The organism is Streptomyces incarnatus (assembly GCF_001027185.1).
Taxonomy (GTDB): domain Bacteria; phylum Actinomycetota; class Actinomycetes; order Streptomycetales; family Streptomycetaceae; genus Streptomyces; species Streptomyces puniciscabiei.
This window is the reverse complement of record NZ_CP011497.1, coordinates 6066642-6090019: the sequence shown is the minus strand read 5'-3', so window position 1 is coordinate 6090019 and position 23378 is coordinate 6066642. Positions and strand designations below refer to the sequence as shown.

Here is a 23378-nt window from a genome sequence, read left to right as displayed (position 1 = left end):
AGCGGGCAAGCCGTTTCGTTACGTGCCCGTAAGGATAAAGGCCTCAAATCGCCCCACCTGACGGTTACTTGGGTTTCTCTTGACCTTTCCGTTCCCCTGGCATGAACCGTTCATCGAAAGAGTGACCCCCATCGTGTGATCCACAGGGCCGGCCGAACCGCCGCGGGCCGGCACGCGGATGCATGACGTATCGACCACTACATGCATGCGAACCGCATCGCAGGGGGTTCTATGAGATCCAACCGCGCCAAGCTGCGCGCCGTGAGCATGGCAGCGACACTGCCCATGGTCGCCGGCGCGCTGGCGCTGGGCATACCCGCGGCACACGCTGCGGACAGCCCCGCCCGTGAGGCACTGAAAGGCACCAAGCCGCTGTGGGCCACGGCCAAGGCGGACAAGGGCGCGACCTCGAACAGCGCCCAGGTGAACGCCCGGGTCTACCTGGCCGGCAAGAACGCGGCGGGCCTCGCGGCCTACGCCAAGGCCGTGTCCGACCCCAGCTCGCCGCTGTACGGCAAGTACCTGAACGCCAAGAAGGCCCAGGCCCAGTTCGGGGCCACCAAGGCCCAGGTGGCCGCGGTCAAGTCCTGGCTGACGTCGGCCGGCCTGAAGGTCACCGAGGTCACCCAGCACTACGTCGCCGTCTCCGGTGACGTGGCCGCCGCCGAGAAGGCATTCGGCACCCAGCTGCACAACTACGCCAAGGGCTCGGCGACCTACCGCGCCCCCGCGCAGGCCGCGTCCGTCCCGGAGGCCGTGAAGGGCGCCGTCCTGACCGTCACCGGCCTGGACAACGCCCCGCACGTGTCGCACCACGACGACCAGCTGCCGCCGCCGGACGCCGTGTTCAAGAACTCCGGGCCGTTCTCGTCGTACTACGGCTCGAACATCGCGAGCACGCTGCCGGACGCGTACGGCGCCAAGGCTCCCTACGCGATCAGGGGCTACACGGGCAAGCAGCTGCGCGCCGCCTACGGTGCGGGCGCCTACACGGGCAAGGGCGTCCGCGTCGCCATCACCGACGCCTACGCCTCGCCTACCATCGCCTACGACGCGGGCACGTACGCGGTCAAGCACGGTGACGCGGCGTGGAAGACCGGCCAGCTGCACCAGGTGCTGCCGGCCAACTACACCAAGATCAAGGAGTGCAAGGCCGCGGGCTGGTACGGCGAGGAGACCCTCGACGTCGAGGCCGTGCACGCGGTCGCGCCGGACGCCGACGTCACCTACGTCGGCGCGGCCTCCTGCTACGACAACGACCTCCTGGACTCCCTCAGCAAGGTCGTGGACAACCACCTGGCCGACATCGTCTCCAACTCCTGGGGCGACATCGAGGCCAACCAGACCCCGGACCTCGCGGCCGCCTACGACCAGGTCTTCCAGCTGGGCGCGGTGCAGGGCATCGGCTTCTACTTCTCCTCCGGTGACAACGGCGACGAGGTCGCCAACACCGGTACGAAGCAGGTCGACACCCCCGCCAACTCCGCCTGGGTGACGGCGGTCGGCGGTACGTCCCTGGCCGTGGGCAAGGGCGACAAGTACCAGTGGGAGACCGGCTGGGGCACCGAGAAGGCGACCCTGTCGGCGGACGGCAAGAGCTGGACGAACTTCCCCGGCGCCTTCACCTCGGGCGCGGGCGGCGGCACCAGCAAGACGGTCGCCGAGCCGTACTACCAGAAGGGCGTCGTCCCGGACTCGCTCGCCAAGGCCAACAGCGCCGACGGCAACCGCGTCGTCCCGGACATCGCGGCCATCGCCGACCCGAACACCGGCTTCCTGGTCGGCCAGACCCAGACCTTCCCGGACGGATCGCAGCAGTACAGCGAGTACCGCATCGGCGGCACCTCGCTGGCCGCTCCGGTCATCGCGGCGGTCCAGGCCCTGGCCCAGGAGGCCCGCGGCGGCAAGGCGATCGGCTTCGCCAACCCGACGATCTACGCCAAGTACGACAAGGGCGTGTTCCACGACGTCACGGACAACCCGACCGGCTCCGGCCTGGCCGAGGTCCGGGTGGACTTCGCCAACGGCTTCGACGCCAAGGGCGGCCTGCTGTACTCGGTCCGCAGCCTCGGCAAGGACAGCTCGCTGTCCGCGGTGAAGGGCTACGACAACGTGACGGGCGTCGGTTCGCCGGCGAACGGCTACGTGCAGTCGTACGCCAAGAAGCGGTGACGCTCCGCTGAGCGGAAGGGGGCCCGGGGTCGTGAAGACCCCGGGCCCCTTTGCGTTACGCCGACTTGAGTGCGGTGATGAAGGGGGTCCAGGCGGTGGGGGGAAGGAGGAGAACCGGGCCGCCGGGGACCTTGGAGTCGCGTACGGGGACGAGGTTGGGGATGTTGGCTGCCACTTCGACGCAGTTGCCGCCGCTTTCGTTGCTGTAGCTGCTCTTGAGCCAGAGAGCTTCACTCAAGTCGATCCGGATGGTTGCCATTTCGGTAATCCTCTGCCGCAGCCTTGATCATGGCGAGGGACGTGTCTGGTGACAGCGCGACGGCCCTGAGCCGATCGTATGCCTTGCGGTACTGGCCCACGAAGACCGGATCATCGATGGTGTCACCTGTGTAGGACGCCTCGGTGTACACCAGCGGCGGGGCATCCGGGAACGTCATGGTCATGACGGAGGCAGCCATCAAGGGGTACGCCCTCTGCTTCCGCGGGACGATCTGCGGAGTGATCCGGCGCCGGTCCGCCAGCTCCGCGATGCGGTCGAGCTGCGCTGCCATGTGCTGGGAATCTACGAGCGGTTCGGTGATCAGGGATTCGTGCAGGATCACCCAGTACTCCGGAGTGTGATGGTCCGCCTCGAAGAGGTCGGCACGCGCCATCCGGCCGTTGACCTTCTCTTCCACCTCGGCATCGGCGGACAGCGGGAGGCCCGCCAGGATGACGGCCCGCGCGTAGGCCGGAGTCTGCAGCAGCCCCGGGAAGAGGATCGGGCACCACTCCTCGATGGTCAGGGCGTGCTTCTCCGCGTCCAGGACCTTCTCGAAGTACTCGGCATGACCGGCCCTCCGCGCCTTCCGCACATCCTCGCAATGGCGCTCGAAGAAGCCGTCGGTGTTGAGTTTCCGGTCCGCGTGCCGGGCCAGGTCGAGCGGCATTCTCCGCTCCCCGCGCTCGATGTCGCTGAGGTAGGTCTTGCCGTAGAAGCTGCCTTCGAGGAACGCCTCCAGCGACAGGCCCGCCGCCTCCCTCTTCCACCGCAACTCCTTGCCGTAGAAGGTGGGGACGCTCATCGAGCCGTCGATGTCCTTGCGCCGTGCCATCGTTCACCTTTCGCTGCCCCGGTCGCGAACGCGAAACCTCTTTTACGGTAGCGAGCGGGGCGACACTCTGTGAGGCGTTCGTCACAGACCGCACAGAAGGTTGCTCACCCCATGCCCGACCACCACTCCCCCACGGCCTACGACGTGACTCTCTGCGTGGAGGATCTCCGCGCGGCCCTCGCCCTGCACGACATCACGCTCCCGTCCCTCCGGGTGGATCTGCCGAGCCTCACGGGCAGGTACGGCCGGCCCGCCGGACTCGTCACGCTCGGGAACTGCAACACGGCGACGGCGCGGGCGCTGACCGCCGCGCTCAGGAAGACGGCGGGCCGGTGAGGACAGTGCTCGAACTCCGCTTCCTGGCCACACCGAAGGCGGCACCGGAACTGCGCCACCACCTGCGTGAGCACGACTTCGAGGTCCGTCTGTGCGCGACGGAGTTACTGACGAACGTGATCGACCACGTCGGTGAGGGCACACCGGTGACGGTACGAGTCGTGGGTACGGCGGCGCGTCTCGGCCCCCGTACCCGCATCGAGGTGACCGACCCCGACCCACGCGCCCTGCCTGTCCTGATGTCGGCGACGGAGACGGCGGAGTCCGGGCGGGGGTTGGCCCTGCTCGACGCGCTTGCCGAGCGATGGGGGGTGGAGCAGTGGGCCGACGGGAAGACGGTGTGGTGCGAGTTGTGAAGTCGCCGTTGGACCGCCCACTCCTCCGGCCAGACAGCGACTGACAGACGGGGCTCGCAGCAGCCGGCCCCCTCGCTCACCTTCCAGCCGACCGAGTCGGGTGGGCGGGTGGGCGAAAGGCTCACTCAGTGGTGCAACACCCTCGCCCCCTCCGGCACGTGGGAGGTGATGACCCGCTCCACCGACGGAGTCCCCCGGTGCCGGTCCACCGCCCACGCCACGCTCGCCACGCCCAGGCCCAGCACCGCCAGCATCGCTCCCGCCAGCGCGGGGGACGTCGTACCGAAGCCCGCCGCCAGTGCCAGACCGCCGATCCAGGCGCCGCCGGCGTTGGCCAGGTTGAAGGCCGCCTGGTTGGCGGAGGAGGCGAGGGAGGGCGCCGCTGCCGCCTTCTCCATCACCATCAGCTGGAGCGGGGAACCCGTGATGAAGGCCGCCATGCCCAGCAGGGTCACCGCGAGCGCCGCGCTCCACTCCGCGCGCATCAGCACCGGGAACAGGAGCAGCACGAGCCCGAGCGAGGTCAGGCCGCCGAACAGCGTGCCCCGCAGCGAGTGGTCCGCCAGGCGGCCGCCCAGCAGGTTGCCCGCCGTGGCGCCCACCCCGAACAGAGCCAGGAGCAGCGTCACGTCGCCCTCCGCGAACCCGGCCGACCGGGTCAGCATCGGGGTCACATAGCTGTACGCCGCGAAGAGCGCGCCGAAGCCCGCCACCGTCGTACCGAGGGCCAGCCAGACCGGCAGGGACCGCAGGGCGGCCAGTTCGCCGCGCAGGCCGGCCGAAGCGGCGGCCTGCGCCCGGTCGTGCGGGATCAGCAGCGCCAGCGACGCTATCGCCGCCAGGCCGATCACGCTCACGCCCAGGAAGGTGGCCCGCCAGCCCAGGTGCTGGCCCATCAGCGTGGCCACCGGCACGCCCGCGATGTTGGCGACCGTCAGGCCGAGGAACATCAGCGACACCGAGCGCGCCTTGCGTTCCGGCGGGACCATCGCCGTGGCGACGACCGCTCCGACGCCGAAGAAGGCGCCGTGCGGCAGGCCGCTGAGGAAGCGGGCGGCCAGCAGCGCGTCGTCGCCGGGGGCGAACGCCGAGAGGGCGTTGCCCAGCACGAACAGCGCCATCAGGGCGATCAGCACCGTGCGGCGGGACATGCGGGCCGTGAGCGCGGCCAGCAGCGGGGCGCCGATCACCACGCCCAGCGCGTACGCGGAGACCAGGTGTCCGGCGGTGGGGATCGAGATGTGCAGGTCGTCCGCGACATCGGGCAGCAGGCCCATCATCACGAACTCGGTCGTACCGATACCGAAAGCGCCGACGGCCAGGGCGAGCAGGGCCAGGGGCATGAAGGGCCTGTGCCTTTCAGGGTAGGAGCCGACCCGGCGTGGGGGTCGACGAGAGCGGAGTTCCGTACAGCTTATGTTCAGCTACGGAACAAAGCCTCTCAGGCCCGGTATTCCAAGGGGTTACGACGACGTGTCGAGCTTCACACGGGCAGCCACCGGAAGGTGGTCGCTGCCGGTGCGCGGCAGGGTCCAGGAGCTCTCCGGCTCGACGCCCCGGACCATGATCTGGTCGATCCGCGCCATCGGGAACGACGCCGGCCAGCTGAACCCGAAGCCACTGCCCGCCGCGCCCTGCGTGGAGCGCATCTGGGAGGTGACGGCGTTGAGCGAGCGGTCGTTCATCGTGCCGTTCAGGTCGCCGAGGAGGACGACGCGCTTCAGCGGCTCGGCGGCGATGGCCTCGCCGAGTGCGTCGGCGCTGGTGTCGCGCTGCTGAGCGGTGAACCCGGCGTCCATCTTCACCCGCACCGAGGGCATGTGGGCGACGTACACCGCGAGGGGGCCCTTGGGCGTGGCCACGGTGGCCCGCATCGCGCGCTTCCAGCCGAGCTTGATGTCCACCGCCCGCACGTCGCTCATCGGGTACTTGCTCCACAGGCCGACCGTGCCCTCGGCGCCGTGGTACCTGTACGTCGGCGCGAGCGCCTTCTCGTAGGTGGACAGGGCCGACGCCGGGACCTCCTCCAGGGCCAGGACGTCGGCGCCGGAGGCGGCCACCTCGCGGGCCGTCGCGGCGGGGTCGGGGTTGCCGGCGTTGACATTGTGGGTCGCCACCATCAGGTCGCCGCCCGAGCCCGTCTTGTCGGTGAGCAGCCCGCCGAAGAGGTTCAGCCACACCGTCGCCGGGAGGAGTACGGCGATCAGCGCGGTCGCCGACCTGCGGAGCAGCCCGAGGAGCAGCAGCACCGGGATGGCGAGGCCCAGCCACGGCAGGAACGTCTCGGTGAGGCTGCCGAGGTTGCCCACCCGGTTCGGGATGCGCGAGTGCAGCAGCATCACCAGGGCCAGGAGGAGGGCGAGGAGCGCCAGAACGATGCCCCGGCGCCAGATGCGCGGGTCGTCGCGCCAGCCGGCGAACAGGCGGTGCATCAGGCGCCGAAGCCGGGATCCCGGTCGCTCGGGCCCCGAGCCGCCGTTGTCCGTCTCCGTCACATACGCCTGCTGCGCCATACCGTCTGCCTCACTGCCTGCCGTACACGCCGTCGTTCCCCCGTGTTCTTCCGACCCTAGGGGATGATCGGCTCCGTTCCCGCCGTCCCATGACGGCCGTACGGAAGACGAGGACGAACGAGGCGCGGCGGGGAGTTCCGATCACCACCGCAACGGGGCGGTCTGTGACAGAACGCGCACATCGGTGCTACGAGGCTGTCGAGCTGACGGGCCGTAGACCTTCCAGGACGGTGTCGACGATCGTCTCGGCCAGGCCCTCGGGCAGTTCGCCCTCGGGGCGCAGGACGGCACGGACGAGCATGGGTCCGACGAACATGTCGTTGGCCAGTTCCAGATCGATGTCCGCGCGCAGTTCGCCGTCGCGCTGCCCGCGGCGCAGCACGTCGAGGCCGAGGGCGCGCCGGGGTTCGACGACCGCGGCGTGGTACGCCGACCAGATCCTGGGGCTGGACTTCATCTGGGCGTAGACGTTGTGCAGGATCGCCGAGCGGCTGACCAGGCCGCGCCGGCGCAGCGACTCCAGCAGGGCGACGAGGTCGTCGCGCATGGAGGTGCCGGGGAGTACCGGGTCGGGAGGTTCGGCGGCGCGCATGACGTCGACGAACAACTCCTCCTTGCCGCTCCAGCGGCGGTAGATGGTGGCCTTGCCGACCCCGGCCGTGCGCGCGACGCGCTCGATGGAGAGTTCGGCGAGCGGTACGCCGTCCTCCAGGAGCTTCATCACGCCTTCCAGAATGGCCCGTTCCACGGCCTCGCTGCGGGGTCGTCCCCGCGCGGGGCCGTCCGGCCGCGGCCGGCTCTCGGCAAGGCTCACGTCGTCCGTCCTCTCAGTGTGCTGCGGGAATTGTCCCGCAGCGGCCTCCTTCCCCCGTTGAGTCACGATCGAATTCGCGTCAGTCCGCAGCCGCCACCAACTCGGCTTCCTGCTCGCCCTTCTGAGCGGCCGGCGGCCTGCCGGGCAGGAACAGGGCCGTCACCACGGCGCCGATCAGCGCGACGCCCACGCCGCACAGGGCGGTGACGTGCATCGCGTGCAGGAACGCGTCGTCGGCGGGCGTGACCAGGGCCTTGCCCTGCGGGCCGAGCCTGCCGGCGATGCCGAGGGTGGCCTCGATGGACTCGGCGGCCTTGTCGCGCAGGGCGGGCGGCAGCACGCCGAGCTTGCCCTCGATGCCGTTGCGGTACGACGTGGCGAGCACCGAGCCGAGGACGGCGATGCCGAGCGCGCCGCCGACCTGGCGGAAGGTGTTGCTGAGCGCGGAGGCCGAGCCGGCCTTCTCGCGCGGCAGCGCCTGCATGATGACGACCGAGGTCGGCGTCATGATGTGCGCCATGCCGGTGCCCATGAGGAAGAAGACGACTTCCAGGATCCAGATCGGCGTGTCGGCCTCGAACGTGGCGAACGCGGCCAGCGTGGCGGCGATCAGCACCAGCCCCGCGGTGGTGGTGGCCTTGTTGCCGAACCGGTCGACCAGCAGCCGGGCGCGCGGTGCGAAGATCAGCTGGGCGCAGGCGAGCGGCAGCATCAGCACACCGGACTCCAGCGGCGAGTAGCCGCGCACGCTCTGGGTGTAGAAGACGCCGAAGAACGTGACGCCCATCAGCGCGAAGAAGACCAGCGCGATGGCGCTCATGGCGGCCGAGAAGACCTTGTTCTTGAAGTAGGTGACGTCGAGCGACGGGTGGTCGCTGCGCTTCTCGAAGAGGACGAACGCGGTCAGGACGGCGAGACCGGCGATGATGGTGGCCAGCACCTTGGCGTCGGTGAAGTCGGCCAGCTCACCGCCCTTGATGATGCCGTAGACCAGCAGGACCAGGCCGACGACGGACAGGACGACGCCGACGGGGTCGAGGCGGCCGGGCCTGGGGTCGCGGGAGTCGGGTACCAGCCAGGTCATCAGGACCAGCGCGACGATCACGATCGGCACGTTGACGAAGAAGACCGAGCCCCACCAGAAGTGGTCGAGGAGCGCGCCGCCGGTGATCGGGCCGATGGCGATCGCGAGGCCGACACCGCCCGCCCAGATGCCGATGGCCTTGGGCTGCTCCTCGCGCTCGAAGACGTTCATCAGCACGGCGAGCGTCGCGGGCATGACGAAGGCGGCACCGAGGGCCATCAGGGCGCGGTAGGCGATCAGCTGGTCCGGCGAGCCGGACTCGGCGGCGAGCATCGAGCCGATGCCGAACACGGCGATGCCGCCCAGCAGCACCTTCTTGCGGCCGAGGCGGTCACCGATGAGACCGGCGGTGAACAGCAGGCCGGCGAAGACGAGGGTGTAGGCGTTGATCGCCCACTCGATCTGGCCCTGGGAGGCGCCGAGGCCGGTCGGTGCGGGGCTGGAGATGGTCTTGATGGCGACGTTCAGGATCGAGTTGTCGAGCACCACGATCAGCAGGCTCAGCATCAACACGCCCAGGATCGCCCAGCGGCGCCGGTGCACCGCTTCCGGTATCCGGGAGGCAGGGACGGGACTTGTCATGTGTTCGAGCGTACGGCCATTTCGATACGGAACGGTCTCGTATCTTACTTCTTTACCAAGACCTTACGCCGCTCGCTTCCGGCCCGAGCGGGGTTCGGCGGGGATCGGCGGGATCACAGGCGGGCCCCCTGGCCGTGGCTGGCACGAAGTGCCACCATGGAGGCGATCCGGGGACGCCGTCAGGGCGCCTCGAGATGACTGAAGGAGCCGTTGCCATGACGCAGCTTTCGGCTGCCCAGAACGCGCAGAGCGCGCCGCACAAGTCCTCCGACGGCAGCAAGGCGCTGTACGGGGGGAAGGGCACCCGCCGCATCACCGTCCGCGACATCGCCCTCGCCAAGGAGCGGGGCGAGAAGTGGCCCATGCTCACCGCCTACGACGCGATGACCGCGTCCGTCTTCGACGAGGCCGGGATCCCGGTGATCCTGGTCGGCGACTCGGCGGGCAACTGTCACCTGGGCTACGAGACGACCGTGCCCGTCACCCTCGACGAGATGACCATGCTGTCGGCGGCCGTGGTGCGCGGCACCCAGCGCGCCCTGATCGTCGGCGACCTCCCCTTCGGCTCCTACCAGGAGGGTCCGGTGCAGGCGCTGCGCTCGGCGACCCGGCTGGTGAAGGAGGCGGGGGTCGGCGCGGTCAAGCTGGAGGGCGGCGAGCGCTCGCACGACCAGATCCGGCTGCTGGTCGAGTCCGGCATCCCGGTCATGGCCCACATCGGCCTGACCCCGCAGTCCGTCAACGCGATGGGCTATCGCGTGCAGGGCCGGGGCGAGGAGGCGGCCCAGCAGCTGCTGCGCGACGCGAAGTCCGTCCAGGACGCGGGGGCCTTCGCCGTGGTCCTCGAACTGGTGCCGGCCGAGCTGGCGGCCGAGGTGACGCGGGTGCTGCACATCCCGACGGTCGGGATCGGTGCCGGGCCGGAGACGGACGCGCAGGTCCTGGTCTGGACGGACATGCTCGGCCTGACCTCCGGCCGGGTGCCGAAGTTCGTCAAGCAGTACGCCAACCTGCGTGAGGTCATGGGCGACGCGGTGAAGTCGTTCGCCGAGGAGGTCGTCTCCGGGACCTTCCCGCTGGAGGAACACTCCGTCCACTGAGCCATTGCGGAAACACCGGGCAGCCCGCCGATCGTCCCCCGTCGGCGGGCTGCCGCTCTGCGGGACCCACCGCCCCTGGGGGCTCCGCCCCCAGACCCCCGGCCCATGGCCACCCACCACCCGTCTCGGTCGCCTGAAAGGCTGCCCACACGGCGCCGAACCCACGCAGCGCCACACCAGCCCCCCGGCCGACCGAGACGGGTGGGCGGGTGGGCAAACCGTGGGCAGCGAAGACGAAGACACCGCCGCAGACCCGGCTCAGGAGGCCGAAAACTCCCCGGACGGCGCCCTTCCAGCCGACCGAGACGGGCGGGCGGGTGGGCAAACCGTGGGCAGCGAAGGCACCGCCGCGGGCTCGGCTCGGGAGGCCGAGAAGTCCCCTGGACGGCGCCCTGTCTGCCGACCGAGACGGGTGGGCGGGTGGGCAGAAAAGGCGCTGTCGGCAACCTGTAGGCACCGTGTCGGTGGTTTGTCGGTGGGCACTGGCACCGTCTTCCCCATGACGCGAATCGATGACAACCCCGTCGGCGAAAGCCACGCAGTGACGGTGCGGGGACTGGTCAAGCACTACGGCGAGACCAAGGCACTGGACGGTGTCGACCTGGACGTGCGGGAGGGCACCGTGATGGGCGTGCTCGGCCCGAACGGCGCCGGCAAGACCACCCTCGTACGGATCCTGTCCACCCTGATCACCCCGGACGCCGGCCAGGCCACCGTGGCCGGGTACGACGTCGCACGGCAGCCGCGGCAGTTGCGCCGGACCATAGGGCTCACCGGCCAGTACGCCTCCGTCGACGAGAAGCTGCCCGGCTGGGAGAACCTGTACATGATCGGCCGGCTGCTGGACCTGTCCCGCAGGGACGCCCGCGCCCGCGCCGACGAGCTGCTGGAGCGGTTCTCCCTGACGGAGGCGGCCAGGCGGCCGGCGAGCACCTACTCCGGTGGCATGCGGCGGCGCCTCGATCTCGCCGCCTCCATGATCGGGCGCCCGGCCGTGCTCTACCTGGACGAGCCGACCACCGGGCTCGACCCCCGCACCCGCAACGAGGTGTGGGACGAGGTGAAGGCGATGGTCGGCGACGGCGTCACCGTGCTGCTGACCACCCAGTACATGGAGGAGGCCGAGCAGCTCGCCTCCGAGCTGACCGTGGTCGACCGCGGCAAGGTCATCGCCACGGGCGGGATCGAGGAGCTGAAGGCCCGCGTCGGCGGGCGCACGCTCCGGGTCCGGCCCGTCGACCCGCTGCAGCTGCGCCCGCTCGCCGACATGCTGGACGAGCTCGGCATCACCGGGCTCGCGACCACCACCGTGGACCGCGAGACCGGGACCCTGCTGGTGCCGGTCCTCAGCGACGAGCAGCTGACCGCCGTGGTCGGCGCGGTCACCGCGCGCGGCATCACGATCTCCTCCATCACCACCGAACTGCCCAGCCTGGACGAGGTGTTCCTGTCCCTCACCGGCCACCGCGCCAGTGCCCCGCAGGACACCACGCCCACCGACTCCCGCGAGGAGGTCGCCGTATGAGCGCCGCCACTGCTACCGCCAACCCCGCCGTCGACGCCGACGCCCGGATCCCGCTGCGCGGGCACCTGCGGCACACCGGCGCCCTCATCCGCCGCAACCTGCTCTGGATCCGCCAGGACCCGGAGTCGATGTTCGACGCGCTGCTGATGCCGGTCGTCTTCACCCTGCTGTTCGTGTACGTCTTCGGCGGCTCGATCGGGCAGGCGCTCGGCGGCGGCCAGGGCAAGTACGTGCAGTACGTCATCCCCGGCATGATCGCGATGATGAGCATGACGCTGTCCCAGGGCGTCGGCACCGGGTTCAGCCAGGACTTCAACAGCGGTGTCATGGACCGGTTCCGGTCGCTGCCGATCGGCCGCGGGTCCGTGCTGTTCGCGAAGATCGCCGTCGAGCTGGGGCGGATGCTGTTCGCCACGGCCGTACTGATGATCGTCTCCGTCCTGGTCGGGTTCCACATCCACCACTGGGCCGGCCTGTTCGCGGCGGTGGGCCTGTCCGCCCTCTTCGCCTCCTCGATCATGTGGGTGTTCCTCACCCTCGGCGTGATCCTGAAGAACGCGCAGTCCGTGCAGGCGATGGGCTTCCTGGTGCTGTTCCCGCTCCAGTTCGGCTCGTCGATCTTCGCGCCGACCAAGTCGATGCCGGGCTGGCTGCAGCACTTCACCGACTACAACCCGCTGTCCACGCTCGCGGACGCGGCCCGCGGCCTGATGGTCGGCGGCCCGGTGGCGCACGACCTGTGGGTCACCGTGGCCTGGTCGGTGGCGATCACGGCGGTCATGGCACCGGTCGCGATCCACAAGTTCCGCACGAAGACCTGACGCCCGCCGCGCGTCAGAGCAGGGCGGTGGCCTCTGCGAGGGAGAGGCCACCGCCCTCGGCACGGGCGGCCCGGTAGGCCTGCTCGTCCAGGTTCTCCCGGATCCGGTCCTCGGTCATGTCGCAGACCCGGCGTTCCACCCCGGAGAGGATGTGGCCGGGCGGCAGCAGGGCGAGCGCCGCACCGAGGCAGCGGGCGGCGTCGGCGGCCCGGCTGCCGCCGTCGAGCCGGGCGAGGGCCATCGCCCCGGTGTAGAGGCAGATGGAGTCCAGGTGCGGGGCGACGGCCTTGGACAGCGGGTCCTGGGCGAGATCCAGCGCCCGCCGGGTCCGCTCCAGCGCGTCCTCGGCACGGCCGTCGAGGGCGTCCAGCCAGGCCTCCTGCGTGAGGATCATGGAGTCGAAGACGACGAAGTGCGCGATCGTGAACTCCTCGCGCAGCGACCGCAGTTGTTCGCGCGCCTCCGGGATGCGGCCGGTCAGGCCGAGCCAGCAGGCGAGGAACAGCCGGGCGGCGGGCCGCGCCTCGTTGTGCCGGCCCTCCTGGCTCGCGACGACGTCCCGGAGCATCCGCTCGCCGGCCTCCAGCTCCCCCGCCTCCATGAGCACGCTGCCGAGCCGGGCGGCGAGGAGGGCGATCTGGCCGCGCGCGCCGAGGCGTTCGGCGTGTTCCGTGGCCGCCCGGTAGTCGGCGGCGGCCTCGCGGTAGTCGCCCTGGCGCTCATGGGCCTCGCCGCGCGCGGCCAGCGCCTCGGCGGTGCCCCAGGCGTCGCCGAGGCGGCGGAAGATCTCCAGCGACTCGTCGGCGTCGCGGACGGCGTTGCCGGCCCAGTCGGCGCGGTTGGCGAGGACGTTGGCGCGCATCTGCAGGGTCCCGGCCAGCTCCCACTCGAAGCCGGGGGTGTCCCGGCAGGTCTGGACGCAGGCGTCGATGACGGGCCGCATCCGCTCGGCGCCGCCGGTCAGCATGACCGCGTAGAACCACAGGATGCCCGGCGCCCGGCAGGTCTGCGGCAGCCCCGGCTCGTACACCTGGGTGATGGCGTGCAGCTTGGCCTGTGCCTCGGGGGTCTGCCAGGCGTCCAGCTCGGTGTCCATGCAGGCGAGGTGGGCGAGGTGGACGCCGCGCCGGGCCTCGGCGAGGACCTCGCCGGCGTACGGGGGCGGGGCGTCGGTGCAGCGCCGCCAGACCGGCTCGGCGGGCCGGGCGGGGGCGGTGAAGGGGTCGGGGCCGAGTGCCATGACCTCCCGGCACCAGGTGCGGGTCTCGATGCGCTGGTCGCGCATCTGCCAGAACCACAGCAGGGACAGCACCAGGCACAGCGCCTCCTGCTCGTCGCGGGTGGTGACGGCGTGCCGCAGGGCGGTGCGCAGGTTCTCGTACTCCAGCTGGAACCGGTCGATGGCGGTGCGCTGTTCGGGGCCGCGCAGCAACGGGTCGGTGGTGCGGGCGAGTTCGCGGTAGTACGTCAGATGGGCGCGCTCGGCGCCGGCGCGGTGCCCGGTCTCGTCCAGCCGTTCGCCGGCGTACTCGGCGACCGTCTCCAGCAGCCGGTAGCGCATCGCGCCGTCGGCCCCCTCGCCCGGCAGGGGCGCGGCCACCACCAGGGACTTGTCGACCAGGGAGCCGAGCGCGTCCAGGGCGACGGGCCCGCACACGGCCTCGGCGGCGGCCAGGTCGCAGCCGCCCGCGAAGACGGACAGCCGGGCGAGGACGTCCCGCTCGTCGGCGTCGAGCAGTTCCCAGGACCAGTCCACGACGGCCCGCAGGGTCTGCTGCCGGGGCAGGACGGTGCGGCTGCCGGAGGTGAGCAGCCGGAAGCGGTCGTCGAGCCGGTCGGCTATCTGGCGCGGGCTCAGCATGCGCAGCCGGGCCGCCGCCAGCTCGATCGCGAGTGGGAGTCCGTCGAGCCGCCGGCAGATCTCCGCGCACGCCTCGGGGTCGTCCGCGACGCGGAAACCGGGCCGGGCCGCCGCGCCCCGGTCGGCGAGCAGCCGCAGCGCGACCGGCTCCGGCAGCGGCTCCACCGGACGCACCAACTCCCCCGGTACGCCGAGGGGTTCGCGGCTGGTGGCGAGGACGGTCAGCTCGGGGCAGCGGGCCAGCAGGTGCTCGGTGAGACGGGCGGCGGCCTCGATCACGTGCTCGCAGTTGTCGAGGATGATCAGCATCCGGCGCCGGGCGCAGTGCTCCACGATCCGTTCGAGGGGGTCGTCGTGCCGGTCGGTGACCGCGCGGATGCTCTCGGCGCCGGCGCCGTGCAGCACGGTGTCGCGGGCGCCGATCGCGGTGAGCACGGCCTGCGGTACGGCCTCGGGGTCGTCCACGGGCGCGAGTCCGGCCAGCCACACCCCGTCCCGGACGGTGTGCCGTACCGCCTCGGCGGCCTCCTGGGACAGCCGGGTCTTCCCGGCGCCGCCCGGACCGAGCAGGGTGACCAGGCGGGCGGCGGCGAGGTCGGCGCCGATGGCCTCGATGTCGGCCTCGCGGCCGACGAAGGAGGTGAGCCGGGCGGGCAGGTTGCCCACGGGCTCCGGCCTCGGCGCCGGGCGTTCCTCGGCGGTCAGCAACTCGGCGTGCAGGGCGCGCAGTTCGGGCCCGGGGTCGGAGCCGAGCCGGTCCGCGAGCAGCCGTCGTACGTCCTCGTAGGCGGCGAGCGCCTGGGCCGGGCGGCCGGCGTCGCGCAGGGCGCGCAGCCGCAGCGCCTGCAGCGGCTCGTCCAGCGGATGCCCGTCGCACAGGGCGGTCAGCTCGGGCAGGGCCTGCTCGGCGTGCCCGAGGGCGAGGGCGGCGGCGTGCCGGGCGCGCAGCGCGTCCAGGCGGCGGGTCTCCCAGCGGGCCGCCTCGGCGGTGTGGTCGGGCAGGTCGGCGAGGGCGGGCCCGCGCCACAGGGCGAGCGCGTCGTCCAGGACGACGGCGGCCTTGGCCGGGTCGCCGTCGGCGAGGGCCCGCAGGCCGTCGCCGGTCAGCCGCTCGAAGCGGGTGAGGTCGACGTCGTCGGGGGCGGCGGTGAGCCGGTAGCCGCCCTCGGCGGAGGCGACGGCGTCCGCGCCGAGGGTACGGCGCAGCCGGCCGACCAGCGCCTGGAGCGCCCCGGCGGCGTCGGCGGGCGGGTCGGCGCCCCAGACCTCGTCGACCAGCACGCCCACGGGCACGGTCCGCCCGGCCCGGAGCGCGAGCACGCCCAGCAGGGTACGCAGCCGCGCCCCGCCGACCGGGACGGCCGTGCCGTCGGGGCGGAGTACCTGGGTGGTGCCGAGCAGCGAGAAGCGCACGGGGTCCATTGTCCCGGAAGCGGTCACGGGCGGTCACCGGATTGCGGCGGCGTGCCGTCCGGGACGTCCAGCGTGACCAGGACGCCGACGGCTCGGCGGACCCGGTGCGGGCCCGGGCCCCTGCCGGCTTCCTCCCTCTCGAACCACTTCGGGCAGGTGCGGACGGCTTCCAGGGTGTGCGCGCCGGGCACCGCTTCCATGCGGTACGGGGACGGGAGGAGGACGAGCCCCGGTGACTGCTCGCCCGGTTCCCGGGCACGGTCGGCTTGATCGCGCAGGCGCGGGTCGGTGTGCACCACGAACTCCTGCCGCACCAGCTCGATGGCGTGCACCCGGCCCGTGGTCCGCACCCGGCCCGTGGTCCGCACCCGGACCGTGGTCTCCTCGTCCGGGCCCCCGCCATGGCCCTCCACCCGGGCCCCGGCGCCGTAGCCCCACCCCTGTCGGATGTCCTGGGCGTCGTAGGCGACCAGCCGCCAGGCCACCTCGTCGCCCACCGCGAAGGGCGTTCCGCAGCACTCCATCTGCCAGTCCTCGTAGAACACCCTCATCCGTGGCATTCCCCCAGGGTCCAGGAACCGGACGGCGAGCGCGAGACGTTTCCCCCACGAGTGCGCGGCCGGTACGGTCGCACTTCCGACCGTCCTCACCGCACAGGAGCCCGCTGATGACCACCGCCACCACCCGCAGCGGCGAGCGTCGGGTCTCTCCCGTGTTCGCCGGGATCCTGGCCGTCACGGCGGTGACCGGCTGGGCGACCTGGACGGGGTACGCGGCACGGCCGGGCGTCGCGGTGTTCCTGTTCGTGACGGCGGCCTGGATCGTCTCCCTGTGCCTGCACGAGTACGCGCACGCGCGCACGGCCCTGCACAGCGGCGACATCACGGTCGGCGCGAAGGGCTACCTCACCCTGAACCCGCTGAAGTACACGCACGCGCTGCTGAGCATCGTGCTCCCGGTCCTCTTCGTGATCATGGGCGGGATCGGGCTGCCCGGCGGCGCGGTGTTCATCGAGCGCGGCCGGATCCGGGGCCGCTGGCGGCACAGCCTGATCTCGGCGGCGGGCCCGCTGACGAACGTGCTGTTCGCGGCCGTGTGCACGGCGCCCTTCTGGCTGCACGCGCTGGACGGCGTACCGGGCGACTTCCGGTTCGCGCTCGCCTTCCTGGCCCTGCTGCAGGTGACGGCGGCGGTCCTGAACTTCCTGCCGATACCGGGCCTGGACGGCTACGGCGTCCTCGAGCCCTGGCTGTCGTACAAGGTGAAGCGGCAGGTGGAGCCGTTCGCGCCGTTCGGCCTGATGTTCGCGTTCGCGCTGCTGTGGGTGCCGGCGGTCAACGGCCCGTTCTTCGACATGATCGACGCGATCCTGCGCGGGCTGGGGGTCAGCGGGACGGACGTCTCGTACGGCTGGAGCCTGTACCGCTTCTGGGCCTAGTCAGGCCCGGGCGGCCCGGTCGCGCTTGACGTAGTACCAGGTCATGTTGGACGTCAGGCCCGCCAGCAGCACCCAGACGATCCCCAGCCAGCTGCCCTGGACGAAGGAGACGACGGCGGCGGCCACGGAGAGCACGCAGACGACGAGGGTGTAGAGGGCGATGCGGGGCATGGCTGGGGGACTCCTGTCGGATCCTGTGGTTCCCGTCGGGGACACTGCTCGGAACTGCTTCGCCGACCAGTGTCCCCCATGGGGTCACACGTCCGTGACGCGGAGCCCGGCGTGTGCCTTGTAGCGGCGGTTGACGGAGATCAGGTTCGCGACCAGCGACTCCACCTGGTGGGCGTTGCGCAGCCGGCCGGCGAAGACACCCCGCATGCCGGGGATGCGCCCGGCGAGGGCCTGCACGATCTCCACGTCGGCGCGTTCCTCGCCGAGCACCATCACATCGGTGTCGATCTGCTCGATCCCGGGGTCCTGGAGCAGGACGGCGGACAGGTGGTGGAAGGCGGCGGCGACCCGGGAGTCCGGCAGCAGGGCGGCGGCCTGCTCGGCGGCGCTGCCCTCCTCGGGCCTGAGCGCGTAGGCGCCCTTCTTGTCGAAGCCGAGCGGGTTGACGCAGTCCACGACCAGCTTGCCGGCCAGTTCGTCGCGCAGCGCCTTCAGCGTGTCGCCGTGCCCGTCCCACGGTACGGCGACGATCACGATGTCGCTGCGGCGCGCGGCCTCGGCGTTGTCGGCGCCCTCGACACCGTGGCCGAGCTCCTCGGCGGCGGCCCGGGCGCGCTCGGCGGACCGCGAGCCGATGATCACCTTCTGGCCGGCCCGGGCGAGCCGGTAGGCGAGGCCCTTGCCCTGCGGTCCGGTGCCACCGAGCACGCCGACGACGTAGCCGGAGACGTCGGGCAGGTCCCAGGGGTCCTTGGCGGGGGCCTTGGCCGGGGTCTGTGCGCTGTCGGAAGAGGTCGTAGAGGTCATGGGTGCGACTCTACGTCCGTGGCGGGCACGGCACCGGCTCGGCGAGCCGCGCGACCGGTATCCGGCGGAAGGCGATGGTCTCGTACGCGCTGAAGTCGCCGGTCTCGTAGAGGAGTCCGACGGTGTCCGCATCGACGCGGACCAGGTCGGAGTAGGCGGCGGGCAGTCCGTCGACGGTGCACGCGGTGCGCCAGGTGGTGCCGCCGTCGGTGGAGGCGCGGATCGCCATCAGGGCGCGCCGGGCGGGGTCGGCCGGGCCGGAGTGACGCGGCCCCCGCAGAAGGCGAGGAGGGTACCGGCACCGGTGGCCACCACCGCCGGGATCCGGAAAACGGCGTAGCCCTCGTGTCCGGCGCGGAAGGGGACGGTGACGTCGGTCATCGGGCGGCTCCCAGGGGTGGCGGGCTGGGGAACGCTGAACGGTTCGTACGGGTACCTGTTCGCACGGTGACCGGTGCATGTCCCCGGGGTGGGCGAATTCCGGGTGAACTCCGCGTCACGAGTGACCGGTTGCGGCAGGATGCGGGCGCATGGACGCCGTACGGGTCGCGCTGCTGCGGGAAGTGCTCGCCGGGACCGAGTGGCTGGGGGCCACCCGGAGGTTCGCGGGGGTGCTGCGCGGTTCGGTGGTGGCGCACGGGGGCGGGCTGCTGCTGGTGGGCACGCCGGAGTACGAGCCGTGGCATCTGGCGGCGCACCTGGTGGACGAGGCCGCGTGGTCCGGGACGCCCGAGCTGGCACCGACCCTGGTACGGCAGCACGCGCGCCCCTCCGACCCGCCGCACCTGGCCGTGGGCCCGGGCCGGATCGAGGCGGCGCGACGCGGCGAGACGCTCCTGGTCGTGGCCCCCTCGGAGCCCGCACCGCTGCTGGAGCGGGTGCACTCGGCTCGGCGGGCCGGGGTGACGGTACTGGCCCTGGGTCCAGGTGGCGGCGACCTCGCGGCCATGGCTCATGACACGCTGGCCGTGCCTGACGGGGCGGAGCTGGACCTGGACACCGTCCAGCACCTGGTCAGCGCGGCGGCCGGGGAGAACGGAGGCTCTCCGAGGGTTCGGCGGAGCTTCCGGGACCGTTTGTCGAAGCTGGCGGAGGCTTTGACGGCACCGCCGCCTGCCCCCTGGTGACCTTTGCCCACCCGCCCACCCGTCTCGGTCGGCTGGAAGGGCGCCGAAGGGCCCCGCTGTGGCGCAGCCCGAAGGGCCCCGCTGTGGCGCAGCCCGAAGGGCCCCGCTGTGGCGCAGCCCGAAGGGCCCGGCTGTGGCGCAGTCGCCGCACGGTCCTGCCGAAGGCAGTCAAGCACCCGAGACGGGTGGGTGGGTGGGAAACGGGGGTCTGGGGGCGGAGCCCCCGAGCGCGTGGAAAAGCAGTTGCCCGCTGGTCCCGGCTGGCCGAGCATCCCTGAAGTGACCCGCGCCCTCCTCCCCGACCTCTCCCCCTGGAAGGCCTCCGCGGACTTCCGCCGGCTCTGGAAGTCGGGGCTGATCAGCAACTTCGGCAGCTTCCTCACCTTCGTCGCGCTCCCCGTCCAGCTGAAGGACCTCACCGGATCCGCGGCCGCGGTGGGTGCGATCGGCGCCGTGGAGCTGCTGCCGCTCATCGTGTGCGGTCTGTACGGCGGCGCCCTCGCCGACGCGCTGGACAAGCGGAAGCTCATCGTGTGGACGGAGGCCGGCCAGGGCCTGCTCAGCGCGGCCCTGCTGCTGGGCGCCCTACTCCCGCACCCCGCGATCTGGCCGCTGTACGCCGTCGCCGCCCTCTCCTCCGCCCTGGTCTCCGTCCAGCGCCCGGCACTCGACTCCCTGTGGCCCCGGATCGTCGCCCACGCCGACATGCCGGCCGCGGCCTCGCTGAACTCCCTGCGCTGGACCGTCGGCGGCGTCGCGGGACCGGCCGTCGCGGGCGTGGTCGTCGCCTACGCGGGCCTCGGCTGGGCGTACGCCGCCGACCTGCTGACCTTCGCCGTCTCGCTGGCGTACATCGTCCGGATCGCCCCCTCCCCCGCCTCCCACGAGGCGTCCAAGCCCTCGCTGGGCGCCGTCCTGGAGGGCGCCCGGTACGCCTGGGGCCGCAAGGAACTGCTCGGCACCTACGTCGTGGACCTCGCGGCGATGTTCCTGGCCATGCCGCTCGCGGTGCTGCCGTTCCTCGCCGACGAACTGCGCGCCGAGTGGGCGCTCGGCCTGATGTACGCCACCGTCCCGGCCGGAGCCATGCTGGTGAGCCTGACCAGCGGCTGGGCGTCGAGGATCCACCGGCACGGGCTGATGGTGGTGCTGTCGGCGGCCGGCTGGGGCCTGGCGGTCGCGGCGGCCGGCGTGTGCGGGAACCTGTGGCTCGTCCTGCTGTTCCTCACCGTCGGCGGCGGGTTCGACATGGTCAGCGGGATCTTCCGGTCGGCCATGTGGAACCAGACGATCCCGGACGAGCTGCGCGGCCGGCTCGCCGGGATCGAGCTGCTGTCCTACTCGGTCGGCCCGCAGCTCGGCCAGGTGCGGGCCGGGGGCATGGCCGCCTGGGCGGGCGTACGGACCTCCGTCGTCTCCGGCGGGCTGGCGTGTGCGGGCGCCATGGGACTGCTCGCGCTGTGCCTGCCGGGGCTCATGACGTACGACGCCCGCACCAACGAGCACGCGGTACGGATGCGCGAGCGCCGCGCCGCGGCCGTGCCCACCCGGGCGTGATCACTCCTCCTCGGTGCTGCCGCCGGCCGGCGCGTCGTGCCAGCGCGGGTCGTTCTCCCACTGGAGGTTGCGCTCGGCGGCGGTCTCCATCGCGCGCTGGGCCTCCTGAGGGGAGGCGTACGGCCCGAAGCGGTCCTTGCCCGGGCACTCCGGGCCCTCCTCGACCTTCTTGTGCTCCAGGCAGTAGTACCACTCGCCCGGCTTGCCGGCGGTGCGCTTCTTGAACAGGGGCATGAACAGCTCCTCTCGCCAACGACATGATCCCCCAACTCCGCTCGATAGACTCGCTGGCATGTCTGGCCAGTCGCTGCTCGTACCGGGGGAGCTGTCCCCCATCCGTTCTGTCCCCGGGAACATCCGCCGCCCCGAGTATGTCGGCAAGCCCGCGCCGGCGCCGTACACCGGTCCTGAGGTGCAGAGTCCGGAGACCATCGAGGCGATGCGGATCGCCGGCCGTATCGCCGCGCGGGCGATGGAGGAGGCCGCGAGGATCATCGCGCCGGGGGTCACCACGGACCAGCTGGACAAGGTCGCCCACGAGTACATGTGCGACCACGGCGCCTACCCCTCCACGCTCGGTTACCGCGGCTTCCCGAAGTCGCTGTGCACGTCGGTCAACGAGGTCATCTGCCACGGCATCCCGGACTCGACGGTCCTCAGGGACGGGGACATCGTCAACCTGGACGTGACGGCGTACATCGGCGGGGTGCACGGCGACAACAACGCCACCTACCTGGTCGGGGACGTGGACGAGGAGTCCCGGCTGCTGGTGGAGCGGACCCGGGAGGCCCTGACGCGCGCCATCAAGGCGGTCAAGCCGGGACGGCAGATCAATGTCATCGGCCGGGTCATCGAGTCCTACGCCAAGCGCTTCGGCTACGGGGTCGTCCGCGACTTCACCGGCCACGGCATCAGCTCCGCCTTCCACTCGGGCCTGATCATCCCGCACTACGACAGCCCGCACGCGACGACGGTCATGCAGCCGGGCATGACGTTCACGATCGAGCCGATGCTGACGCTGGGCACCCACGAGTACGACATGTGGGAGGACGGCTGGACGGTCGTGACGAAGGACTGCAGGCGGACGGCCCAGTTCGAGCACACGCTGGTGGTGACGGAGACCGGGGCGGAGATCCTCACGTTGCCGTAACACTCCTCCTGCCCCTTCCATCCCCTTCTGTACGCGGCCCGCTCTCTTCGGAGGGCGGGCCTTTTTGCTGCGCGCTCGCCCCTGATGCCTTTCCGACACACTGTCGGTAAACTTACCGACAGGCCGTCGGCAAACCGAGGAGTGTCCATGGAGTCGTTCTCGACCCTCATCCGCACCGCGTCCCACGAGGCGCACATGGCGGCGGAGACCTCGTCGTTCATGAGCGACCTGCTCGGCGGCCGGCTCGGCGTGGCCGCCTACGCGCGCTACACCGAGCAGCTGTGGTTCGTGTACGAGGCACTGGAGAGCGGCGCCGGACGGCTGGCGGCGGACCCGGTGGCGGGGCCGTTCGTCCGGCCCGAGCTGTTCCGGCTGGCCGCGCTGGAGCGGGACCTGGCGCATCTGCGCGGGCCGGGCTGGCGGGCGGACCTGAGCGCCCTGCCCGCCACACAGGAGTACGCCGACCGGGTCCGCGCGTGCGCCGAGCGCTGGCCCGGCGGCTATGTCGCCCACCACTACACCCGGTATCTGGGCGACCTGTCCGGCGGCCAGATCATCCGCGACCGGGCGGAGAAGACCTGGGGCTTCACGAAGAAGGGCGACGGCGTCCGCTTCTACGTCTTCGAGGGCGTCCCCAACCCGTCCGCGTTCAAGCGGAGTTACCGCGCACTGCTGGACGCGGTGCAGGTGGACGAGCTGGAGAAGCAGCGCATGGTGGCCGAGTGCAAGCGGGCGTTCGCCCTGAACACCGCCGTGTTCGGCGCTCTGGGCGCGGAGTTCCCGCTGAGCGCCTAGCGTTCCAGGAACACCCGGCCGCCGACCTCCACCCACCCGTGCGGCTGGGGTGCGGTCAGGATCTGGGAGCCCTTGCCCTGGGTGATGTTCAGGGCACGGCCGAGCCGGTCGGTGAGGAGGAGGGCGGCGGCGCCGGTGGCCTCGTCCTCGTCGATGCCGTCGTTCCGGCCGGGGAAGGCCCGGGCACGGATCCGGCCGGCCGCCTCGTCCTCCCAGGCCCAGGCGTAGATCCACTCCCCCGGCGGCGGCACGTGAAGGGCGTCGACCTCGGCGGCCGTGCCGTACTGGCGCAGGGTGCGCGGCGGCGCCCACTCCGCGCGTGCCTCGATCCAGCTGAACTCGCCGTCCAGCCGGGCGCCGACGACCCCGGCGGGGGTGACCAGTTCGGGCACGTCGAGCAGCCACGCGGTGCCGACGCAGGGGTGACCGGCGAAGGGCAGCCGGAGGGTGGGCGTGTAGATGTCGATCACGCCCCGCTCGGGGTCGTCCACGAACACGGTCTCGCTGAAGCCGAGTTTGGCCGCGAGCGCCTGCCGGTCGCTCCGCTCGGGCAGCACCGAGCCGTCGCGGACGACGCCGAGCTCGTTGCCGTAGCCGCCGTTCGGTCCGCAGAAGACGCGGAGTACGTCGTAGTCAGTCACGGGGGAATTGAAACATCGCGG

Annotated in this window: 24 protein-coding genes and 1 pseudogene; 11 read left to right on the top strand and 14 right to left on the bottom strand. The window is 71.7% G+C overall.

What is annotated here, in order from left to right; translation table 11 throughout:
* Nucleotides 1–231: 231 nt before the first annotated feature.
* Nucleotides 232–2172, top strand: coding sequence for a S53 family peptidase (locus tag ABB07_RS27520; RefSeq protein WP_208901227.1), 1941 nt, complete (start codon nucleotides 232–234; stop codon nucleotides 2170–2172).
* Nucleotides 2173–2227: 55 nt separating this feature from the next.
* Here ABB07_RS27520 and ABB07_RS27515 read toward each other — a convergent pair whose 3' ends face one another.
* Nucleotides 2228–2431 carry a DUF397 domain-containing protein gene (locus ABB07_RS27515; RefSeq protein ID WP_208901226.1) on the bottom strand — a complete coding sequence of 68 codons (204 nt, stop codon included), beginning with the start codon at nucleotides 2429–2431 and terminating at the stop codon, nucleotides 2228–2230.
* Nucleotides 2403–3266 (bottom strand): helix-turn-helix domain-containing protein, encoded by an 864-nt coding sequence (locus ABB07_RS27510; RefSeq protein ID WP_208901225.1) that lies wholly within the window; start codon nucleotides 3264–3266, stop codon nucleotides 2403–2405. The genes ABB07_RS27515 and ABB07_RS27510 overlap by 29 nt, the downstream gene beginning before the upstream one ends.
* A gap of 111 nt (nucleotides 3267–3377) precedes the next feature.
* On the opposite strand from ABB07_RS27510, the gene ABB07_RS27505 reads away from it, so the two are divergent.
* Together ABB07_RS27505 and ABB07_RS27500 are read left to right on the top strand one after the other, a co-directional pair.
* The gene (locus ABB07_RS27505) at nucleotides 3378–3602 is read left to right on the top strand and encodes a hypothetical protein (protein WP_208901224.1); all 225 of its coding nucleotides are present in this window, start codon (nucleotides 3378–3380) and stop codon (nucleotides 3600–3602) included.
* Nucleotides 3599–3958, top strand: coding sequence for an ATP-binding protein (locus tag ABB07_RS27500; protein WP_208901223.1), 360 nt, complete (start codon nucleotides 3599–3601; stop codon nucleotides 3956–3958). Before ABB07_RS27505 ends, ABB07_RS27500 begins: the two co-directional genes overlap by 4 nt.
* A 125-nt stretch (nucleotides 3959–4083) precedes the next feature.
* Here ABB07_RS27500 and ABB07_RS27495 read toward each other — a convergent pair whose 3' ends face one another.
* From ABB07_RS27495 to ABB07_RS27480, 4 genes are all read right to left on the bottom strand, one after another.
* Nucleotides 4084–5301 (bottom strand): MFS transporter, encoded by a 1218-nt coding sequence (locus ABB07_RS27495; RefSeq protein ID WP_208901222.1) that lies wholly within the window; start codon nucleotides 5299–5301, stop codon nucleotides 4084–4086.
* A gap of 120 nt (nucleotides 5302–5421) precedes the next feature.
* Nucleotides 5422–6390, bottom strand: a complete 969-nt coding sequence (locus ABB07_RS27490; protein WP_425264825.1) for an endonuclease/exonuclease/phosphatase family protein — start codon at nucleotides 6388–6390, stop codon at nucleotides 5422–5424.
* Between the two features lie 268 nt (nucleotides 6391–6658).
* Nucleotides 6659–7285 carry a TetR/AcrR family transcriptional regulator gene (locus ABB07_RS27485; RefSeq protein WP_208901220.1) on the bottom strand — a complete coding sequence of 209 codons (627 nt, stop codon included), beginning with the start codon at nucleotides 7283–7285 and terminating at the stop codon, nucleotides 6659–6661.
* A 79-nt stretch (nucleotides 7286–7364) separates the two neighbouring features.
* Nucleotides 7365–8951, bottom strand: a complete 1587-nt coding sequence (locus ABB07_RS27480) for an MFS transporter (protein ID WP_208901219.1) — start codon at nucleotides 8949–8951, stop codon at nucleotides 7365–7367.
* 215 nt (nucleotides 8952–9166) lie between these two features.
* Between ABB07_RS27480 and panB the strand changes: the two genes are divergently transcribed.
* The 3 genes from panB (at nucleotide 9167) to ABB07_RS27465 (ending at nucleotide 12397) form a co-directional block, all read left to right on the top strand.
* Nucleotides 9167–10051 (top strand): 3-methyl-2-oxobutanoate hydroxymethyltransferase, encoded by an 885-nt coding sequence (gene panB, locus ABB07_RS27475; protein ID WP_208901218.1) that lies wholly within the window; start codon nucleotides 9167–9169, stop codon nucleotides 10049–10051.
* A gap of 499 nt (nucleotides 10052–10550) precedes the next feature.
* Complete coding sequence (locus ABB07_RS27470) at nucleotides 10551–11576, top strand: ATP-binding cassette domain-containing protein (RefSeq protein ID WP_208901217.1); 1026 nt, start codon at nucleotides 10551–10553, stop codon at nucleotides 11574–11576.
* Nucleotides 11573–12397, top strand: a complete 825-nt coding sequence (locus ABB07_RS27465) for an ABC transporter permease (RefSeq protein ID WP_208901216.1) — start codon at nucleotides 11573–11575, stop codon at nucleotides 12395–12397. The genes ABB07_RS27470 and ABB07_RS27465 overlap by 4 nt, the downstream gene beginning before the upstream one ends.
* A gap of 13 nt (nucleotides 12398–12410) precedes the next feature.
* Here the strand turns inward: ABB07_RS27465 and ABB07_RS27460 are convergent, their stop codons facing one another.
* Together ABB07_RS27460 and ABB07_RS27455 are read right to left on the bottom strand one after the other, a co-directional pair.
* Entirely contained in the window at nucleotides 12411–15680 is a 3270-nt protein-coding gene (locus ABB07_RS27460; RefSeq protein ID WP_208903649.1) for an ATP-binding protein, read from the bottom strand.
* Nucleotides 15681–15694: 14 nt separating this feature from the next.
* The gene (locus ABB07_RS27455) at nucleotides 15695–16231 is read right to left on the bottom strand and encodes a DUF6578 domain-containing protein (RefSeq protein WP_208901215.1); all 537 of its coding nucleotides are present in this window, start codon (nucleotides 16229–16231) and stop codon (nucleotides 15695–15697) included.
* Nucleotides 16232–16338: 107 nt separating this feature from the next.
* Between ABB07_RS27455 and ABB07_RS27450 the strand changes: the two genes are divergently transcribed.
* Entirely contained in the window at nucleotides 16339–17109 is a 771-nt protein-coding gene (locus tag ABB07_RS27450; RefSeq protein ID WP_208901214.1) for a site-2 protease family protein, read from the top strand.
* On the opposite strand, the gene ABB07_RS27445 is transcribed toward ABB07_RS27450, so the two are convergent.
* The 4 genes and pseudogenes from ABB07_RS27445 to ABB07_RS27430 form a co-directional block, all read right to left on the bottom strand.
* Complete coding sequence (locus ABB07_RS27445) at nucleotides 17110–17280, bottom strand: hypothetical protein (RefSeq protein ID WP_208901213.1); 171 nt, start codon at nucleotides 17278–17280, stop codon at nucleotides 17110–17112.
* A gap of 84 nt (nucleotides 17281–17364) precedes the next feature.
* Nucleotides 17365–18087, bottom strand: a complete 723-nt coding sequence (gene npdG, locus ABB07_RS27440; protein WP_208901212.1) for an NADPH-dependent F420 reductase — start codon at nucleotides 18085–18087, stop codon at nucleotides 17365–17367.
* Between the two features lie 10 nt (nucleotides 18088–18097).
* A pseudogene (locus tag ABB07_RS27435) lies at nucleotides 18098–18352 on the bottom strand (hypothetical protein); the annotation flags it as partial.
* Entirely contained in the window at nucleotides 18316–18468 is a 153-nt protein-coding gene (locus ABB07_RS27430) for a sialidase family protein (protein ID WP_208903849.1), read from the bottom strand. The gene ABB07_RS27430 and the pseudogene ABB07_RS27435, both read right to left, overlap by 37 nt.
* A gap of 149 nt (nucleotides 18469–18617) precedes the next feature.
* Between ABB07_RS27430 and ABB07_RS27425 the strand changes: the two genes are divergently transcribed.
* Nucleotides 18618–19214 (top strand): hypothetical protein, encoded by a 597-nt coding sequence (locus ABB07_RS27425; protein ID WP_208901211.1) that lies wholly within the window; start codon nucleotides 18618–18620, stop codon nucleotides 19212–19214.
* A gap of 279 nt (nucleotides 19215–19493) precedes the next feature.
* Entirely contained in the window at nucleotides 19494–20771 is a 1278-nt protein-coding gene (locus tag ABB07_RS27420) for an MFS transporter (protein ID WP_208901210.1), read from the top strand.
* On the opposite strand, the gene ABB07_RS27415 is transcribed toward ABB07_RS27420, so the two are convergent.
* Nucleotides 20772–21005 (bottom strand): hypothetical protein, encoded by a 234-nt coding sequence (locus tag ABB07_RS27415; protein ID WP_208901209.1) that lies wholly within the window; start codon nucleotides 21003–21005, stop codon nucleotides 20772–20774.
* A 58-nt stretch (nucleotides 21006–21063) separates the two neighbouring features.
* On the opposite strand from ABB07_RS27415, the gene map reads away from it, so the two are divergent.
* On the top strand, nucleotides 21064–21921 hold the full coding sequence (map, locus tag ABB07_RS27410; protein WP_208901208.1) for a type I methionyl aminopeptidase: 858 nt from the start codon (nucleotides 21064–21066) through the stop codon (nucleotides 21919–21921).
* A gap of 147 nt (nucleotides 21922–22068) precedes the next feature.
* A complete protein-coding gene (locus tag ABB07_RS27405; protein ID WP_208901207.1) occupies nucleotides 22069–22716 on the top strand; it encodes a biliverdin-producing heme oxygenase in 648 nt (215 codons plus the stop codon).
* On the opposite strand, the gene ABB07_RS27400 is transcribed toward ABB07_RS27405, so the two are convergent.
* Nucleotides 22713–23357 (bottom strand): PhzF family phenazine biosynthesis protein, encoded by a 645-nt coding sequence (locus ABB07_RS27400; protein ID WP_208901206.1) that lies wholly within the window; start codon nucleotides 23355–23357, stop codon nucleotides 22713–22715. The two genes, ABB07_RS27405 and ABB07_RS27400, sit on opposite strands and share 4 nt — an antisense overlap.
* Nucleotides 23358–23378: the final 21 nt, after the last annotated feature.

Excerpts from the sequence above, each read along its gene's own strand:
- ABB07_RS27510 (WP_208901225.1), bottom strand. The coding sequence starts at position 3,266 with ATGGCACGGCGCAAGGACATCGACGGCTCGATGAGCGTCCCCACCTTC.
- ABB07_RS27450 (WP_208901214.1), top strand. The coding sequence starts at position 16,339 with ATGACCACCGCCACCACCCGCAGCGGCGAGCGTCGGGTCTCTCCCGTG.
- ABB07_RS27415 (WP_208901209.1), bottom strand. The coding sequence starts at position 21,005 with ATGCCCCTGTTCAAGAAGCGCACCGCCGGCAAGCCGGGCGAGTGGTAC.
- npdG (WP_208901212.1), bottom strand. The coding sequence starts at position 18,087 with ATGACCTCTACGACCTCTTCCGACAGCGCACAGACCCCGGCCAAGGCC.
- ABB07_RS27495 (WP_208901222.1), bottom strand. The coding sequence starts at position 5,301 with ATGCCCCTGGCCCTGCTCGCCCTGGCCGTCGGCGCTTTCGGTATCGGT.
- ABB07_RS27490 (WP_425264825.1), bottom strand. The coding sequence starts at position 6,390 with ATGCACCGCCTGTTCGCCGGCTGGCGCGACGACCCGCGCATCTGGCGC.
- ABB07_RS27465 (WP_208901216.1), top strand. The coding sequence starts at position 11,573 with ATGAGCGCCGCCACTGCTACCGCCAACCCCGCCGTCGACGCCGACGCC.
- ABB07_RS27480 (WP_208901219.1), bottom strand. The coding sequence starts at position 8,951 with ATGACAAGTCCCGTCCCTGCCTCCCGGATACCGGAAGCGGTGCACCGG.
- map (WP_208901208.1), top strand. The coding sequence starts at position 21,064 with ATGTCTGGCCAGTCGCTGCTCGTACCGGGGGAGCTGTCCCCCATCCGT.
- ABB07_RS27430 (WP_208903849.1), bottom strand. The coding sequence starts at position 18,468 with ATGACCGACGTCACCGTCCCCTTCCGCGCCGGACACGAGGGCTACGCC.
- ABB07_RS27515 (WP_208901226.1), bottom strand. The coding sequence starts at position 2,431 with ATGGCAACCATCCGGATCGACTTGAGTGAAGCTCTCTGGCTCAAGAGC.
- ABB07_RS27470 (WP_208901217.1), top strand. The coding sequence starts at position 10,551 with ATGACGCGAATCGATGACAACCCCGTCGGCGAAAGCCACGCAGTGACG.
- ABB07_RS27505 (WP_208901224.1), top strand. The coding sequence starts at position 3,378 with ATGCCCGACCACCACTCCCCCACGGCCTACGACGTGACTCTCTGCGTG.
- ABB07_RS27455 (WP_208901215.1), bottom strand. The coding sequence starts at position 16,231 with ATGCCACGGATGAGGGTGTTCTACGAGGACTGGCAGATGGAGTGCTGC.
- ABB07_RS27425 (WP_208901211.1), top strand. The coding sequence starts at position 18,618 with ATGGACGCCGTACGGGTCGCGCTGCTGCGGGAAGTGCTCGCCGGGACC.
- panB (WP_208901218.1), top strand. The coding sequence starts at position 9,167 with ATGACGCAGCTTTCGGCTGCCCAGAACGCGCAGAGCGCGCCGCACAAG.
- ABB07_RS27460 (WP_208903649.1), bottom strand. The coding sequence starts at position 15,680 with ATGGACCCCGTGCGCTTCTCGCTGCTCGGCACCACCCAGGTACTCCGC.
- ABB07_RS27405 (WP_208901207.1), top strand. The coding sequence starts at position 22,069 with ATGGAGTCGTTCTCGACCCTCATCCGCACCGCGTCCCACGAGGCGCAC.
- ABB07_RS27520 (WP_208901227.1), top strand. The coding sequence starts at position 232 with ATGAGATCCAACCGCGCCAAGCTGCGCGCCGTGAGCATGGCAGCGACA.
- ABB07_RS27445 (WP_208901213.1), bottom strand. The coding sequence starts at position 17,280 with ATGCCCCGCATCGCCCTCTACACCCTCGTCGTCTGCGTGCTCTCCGTG.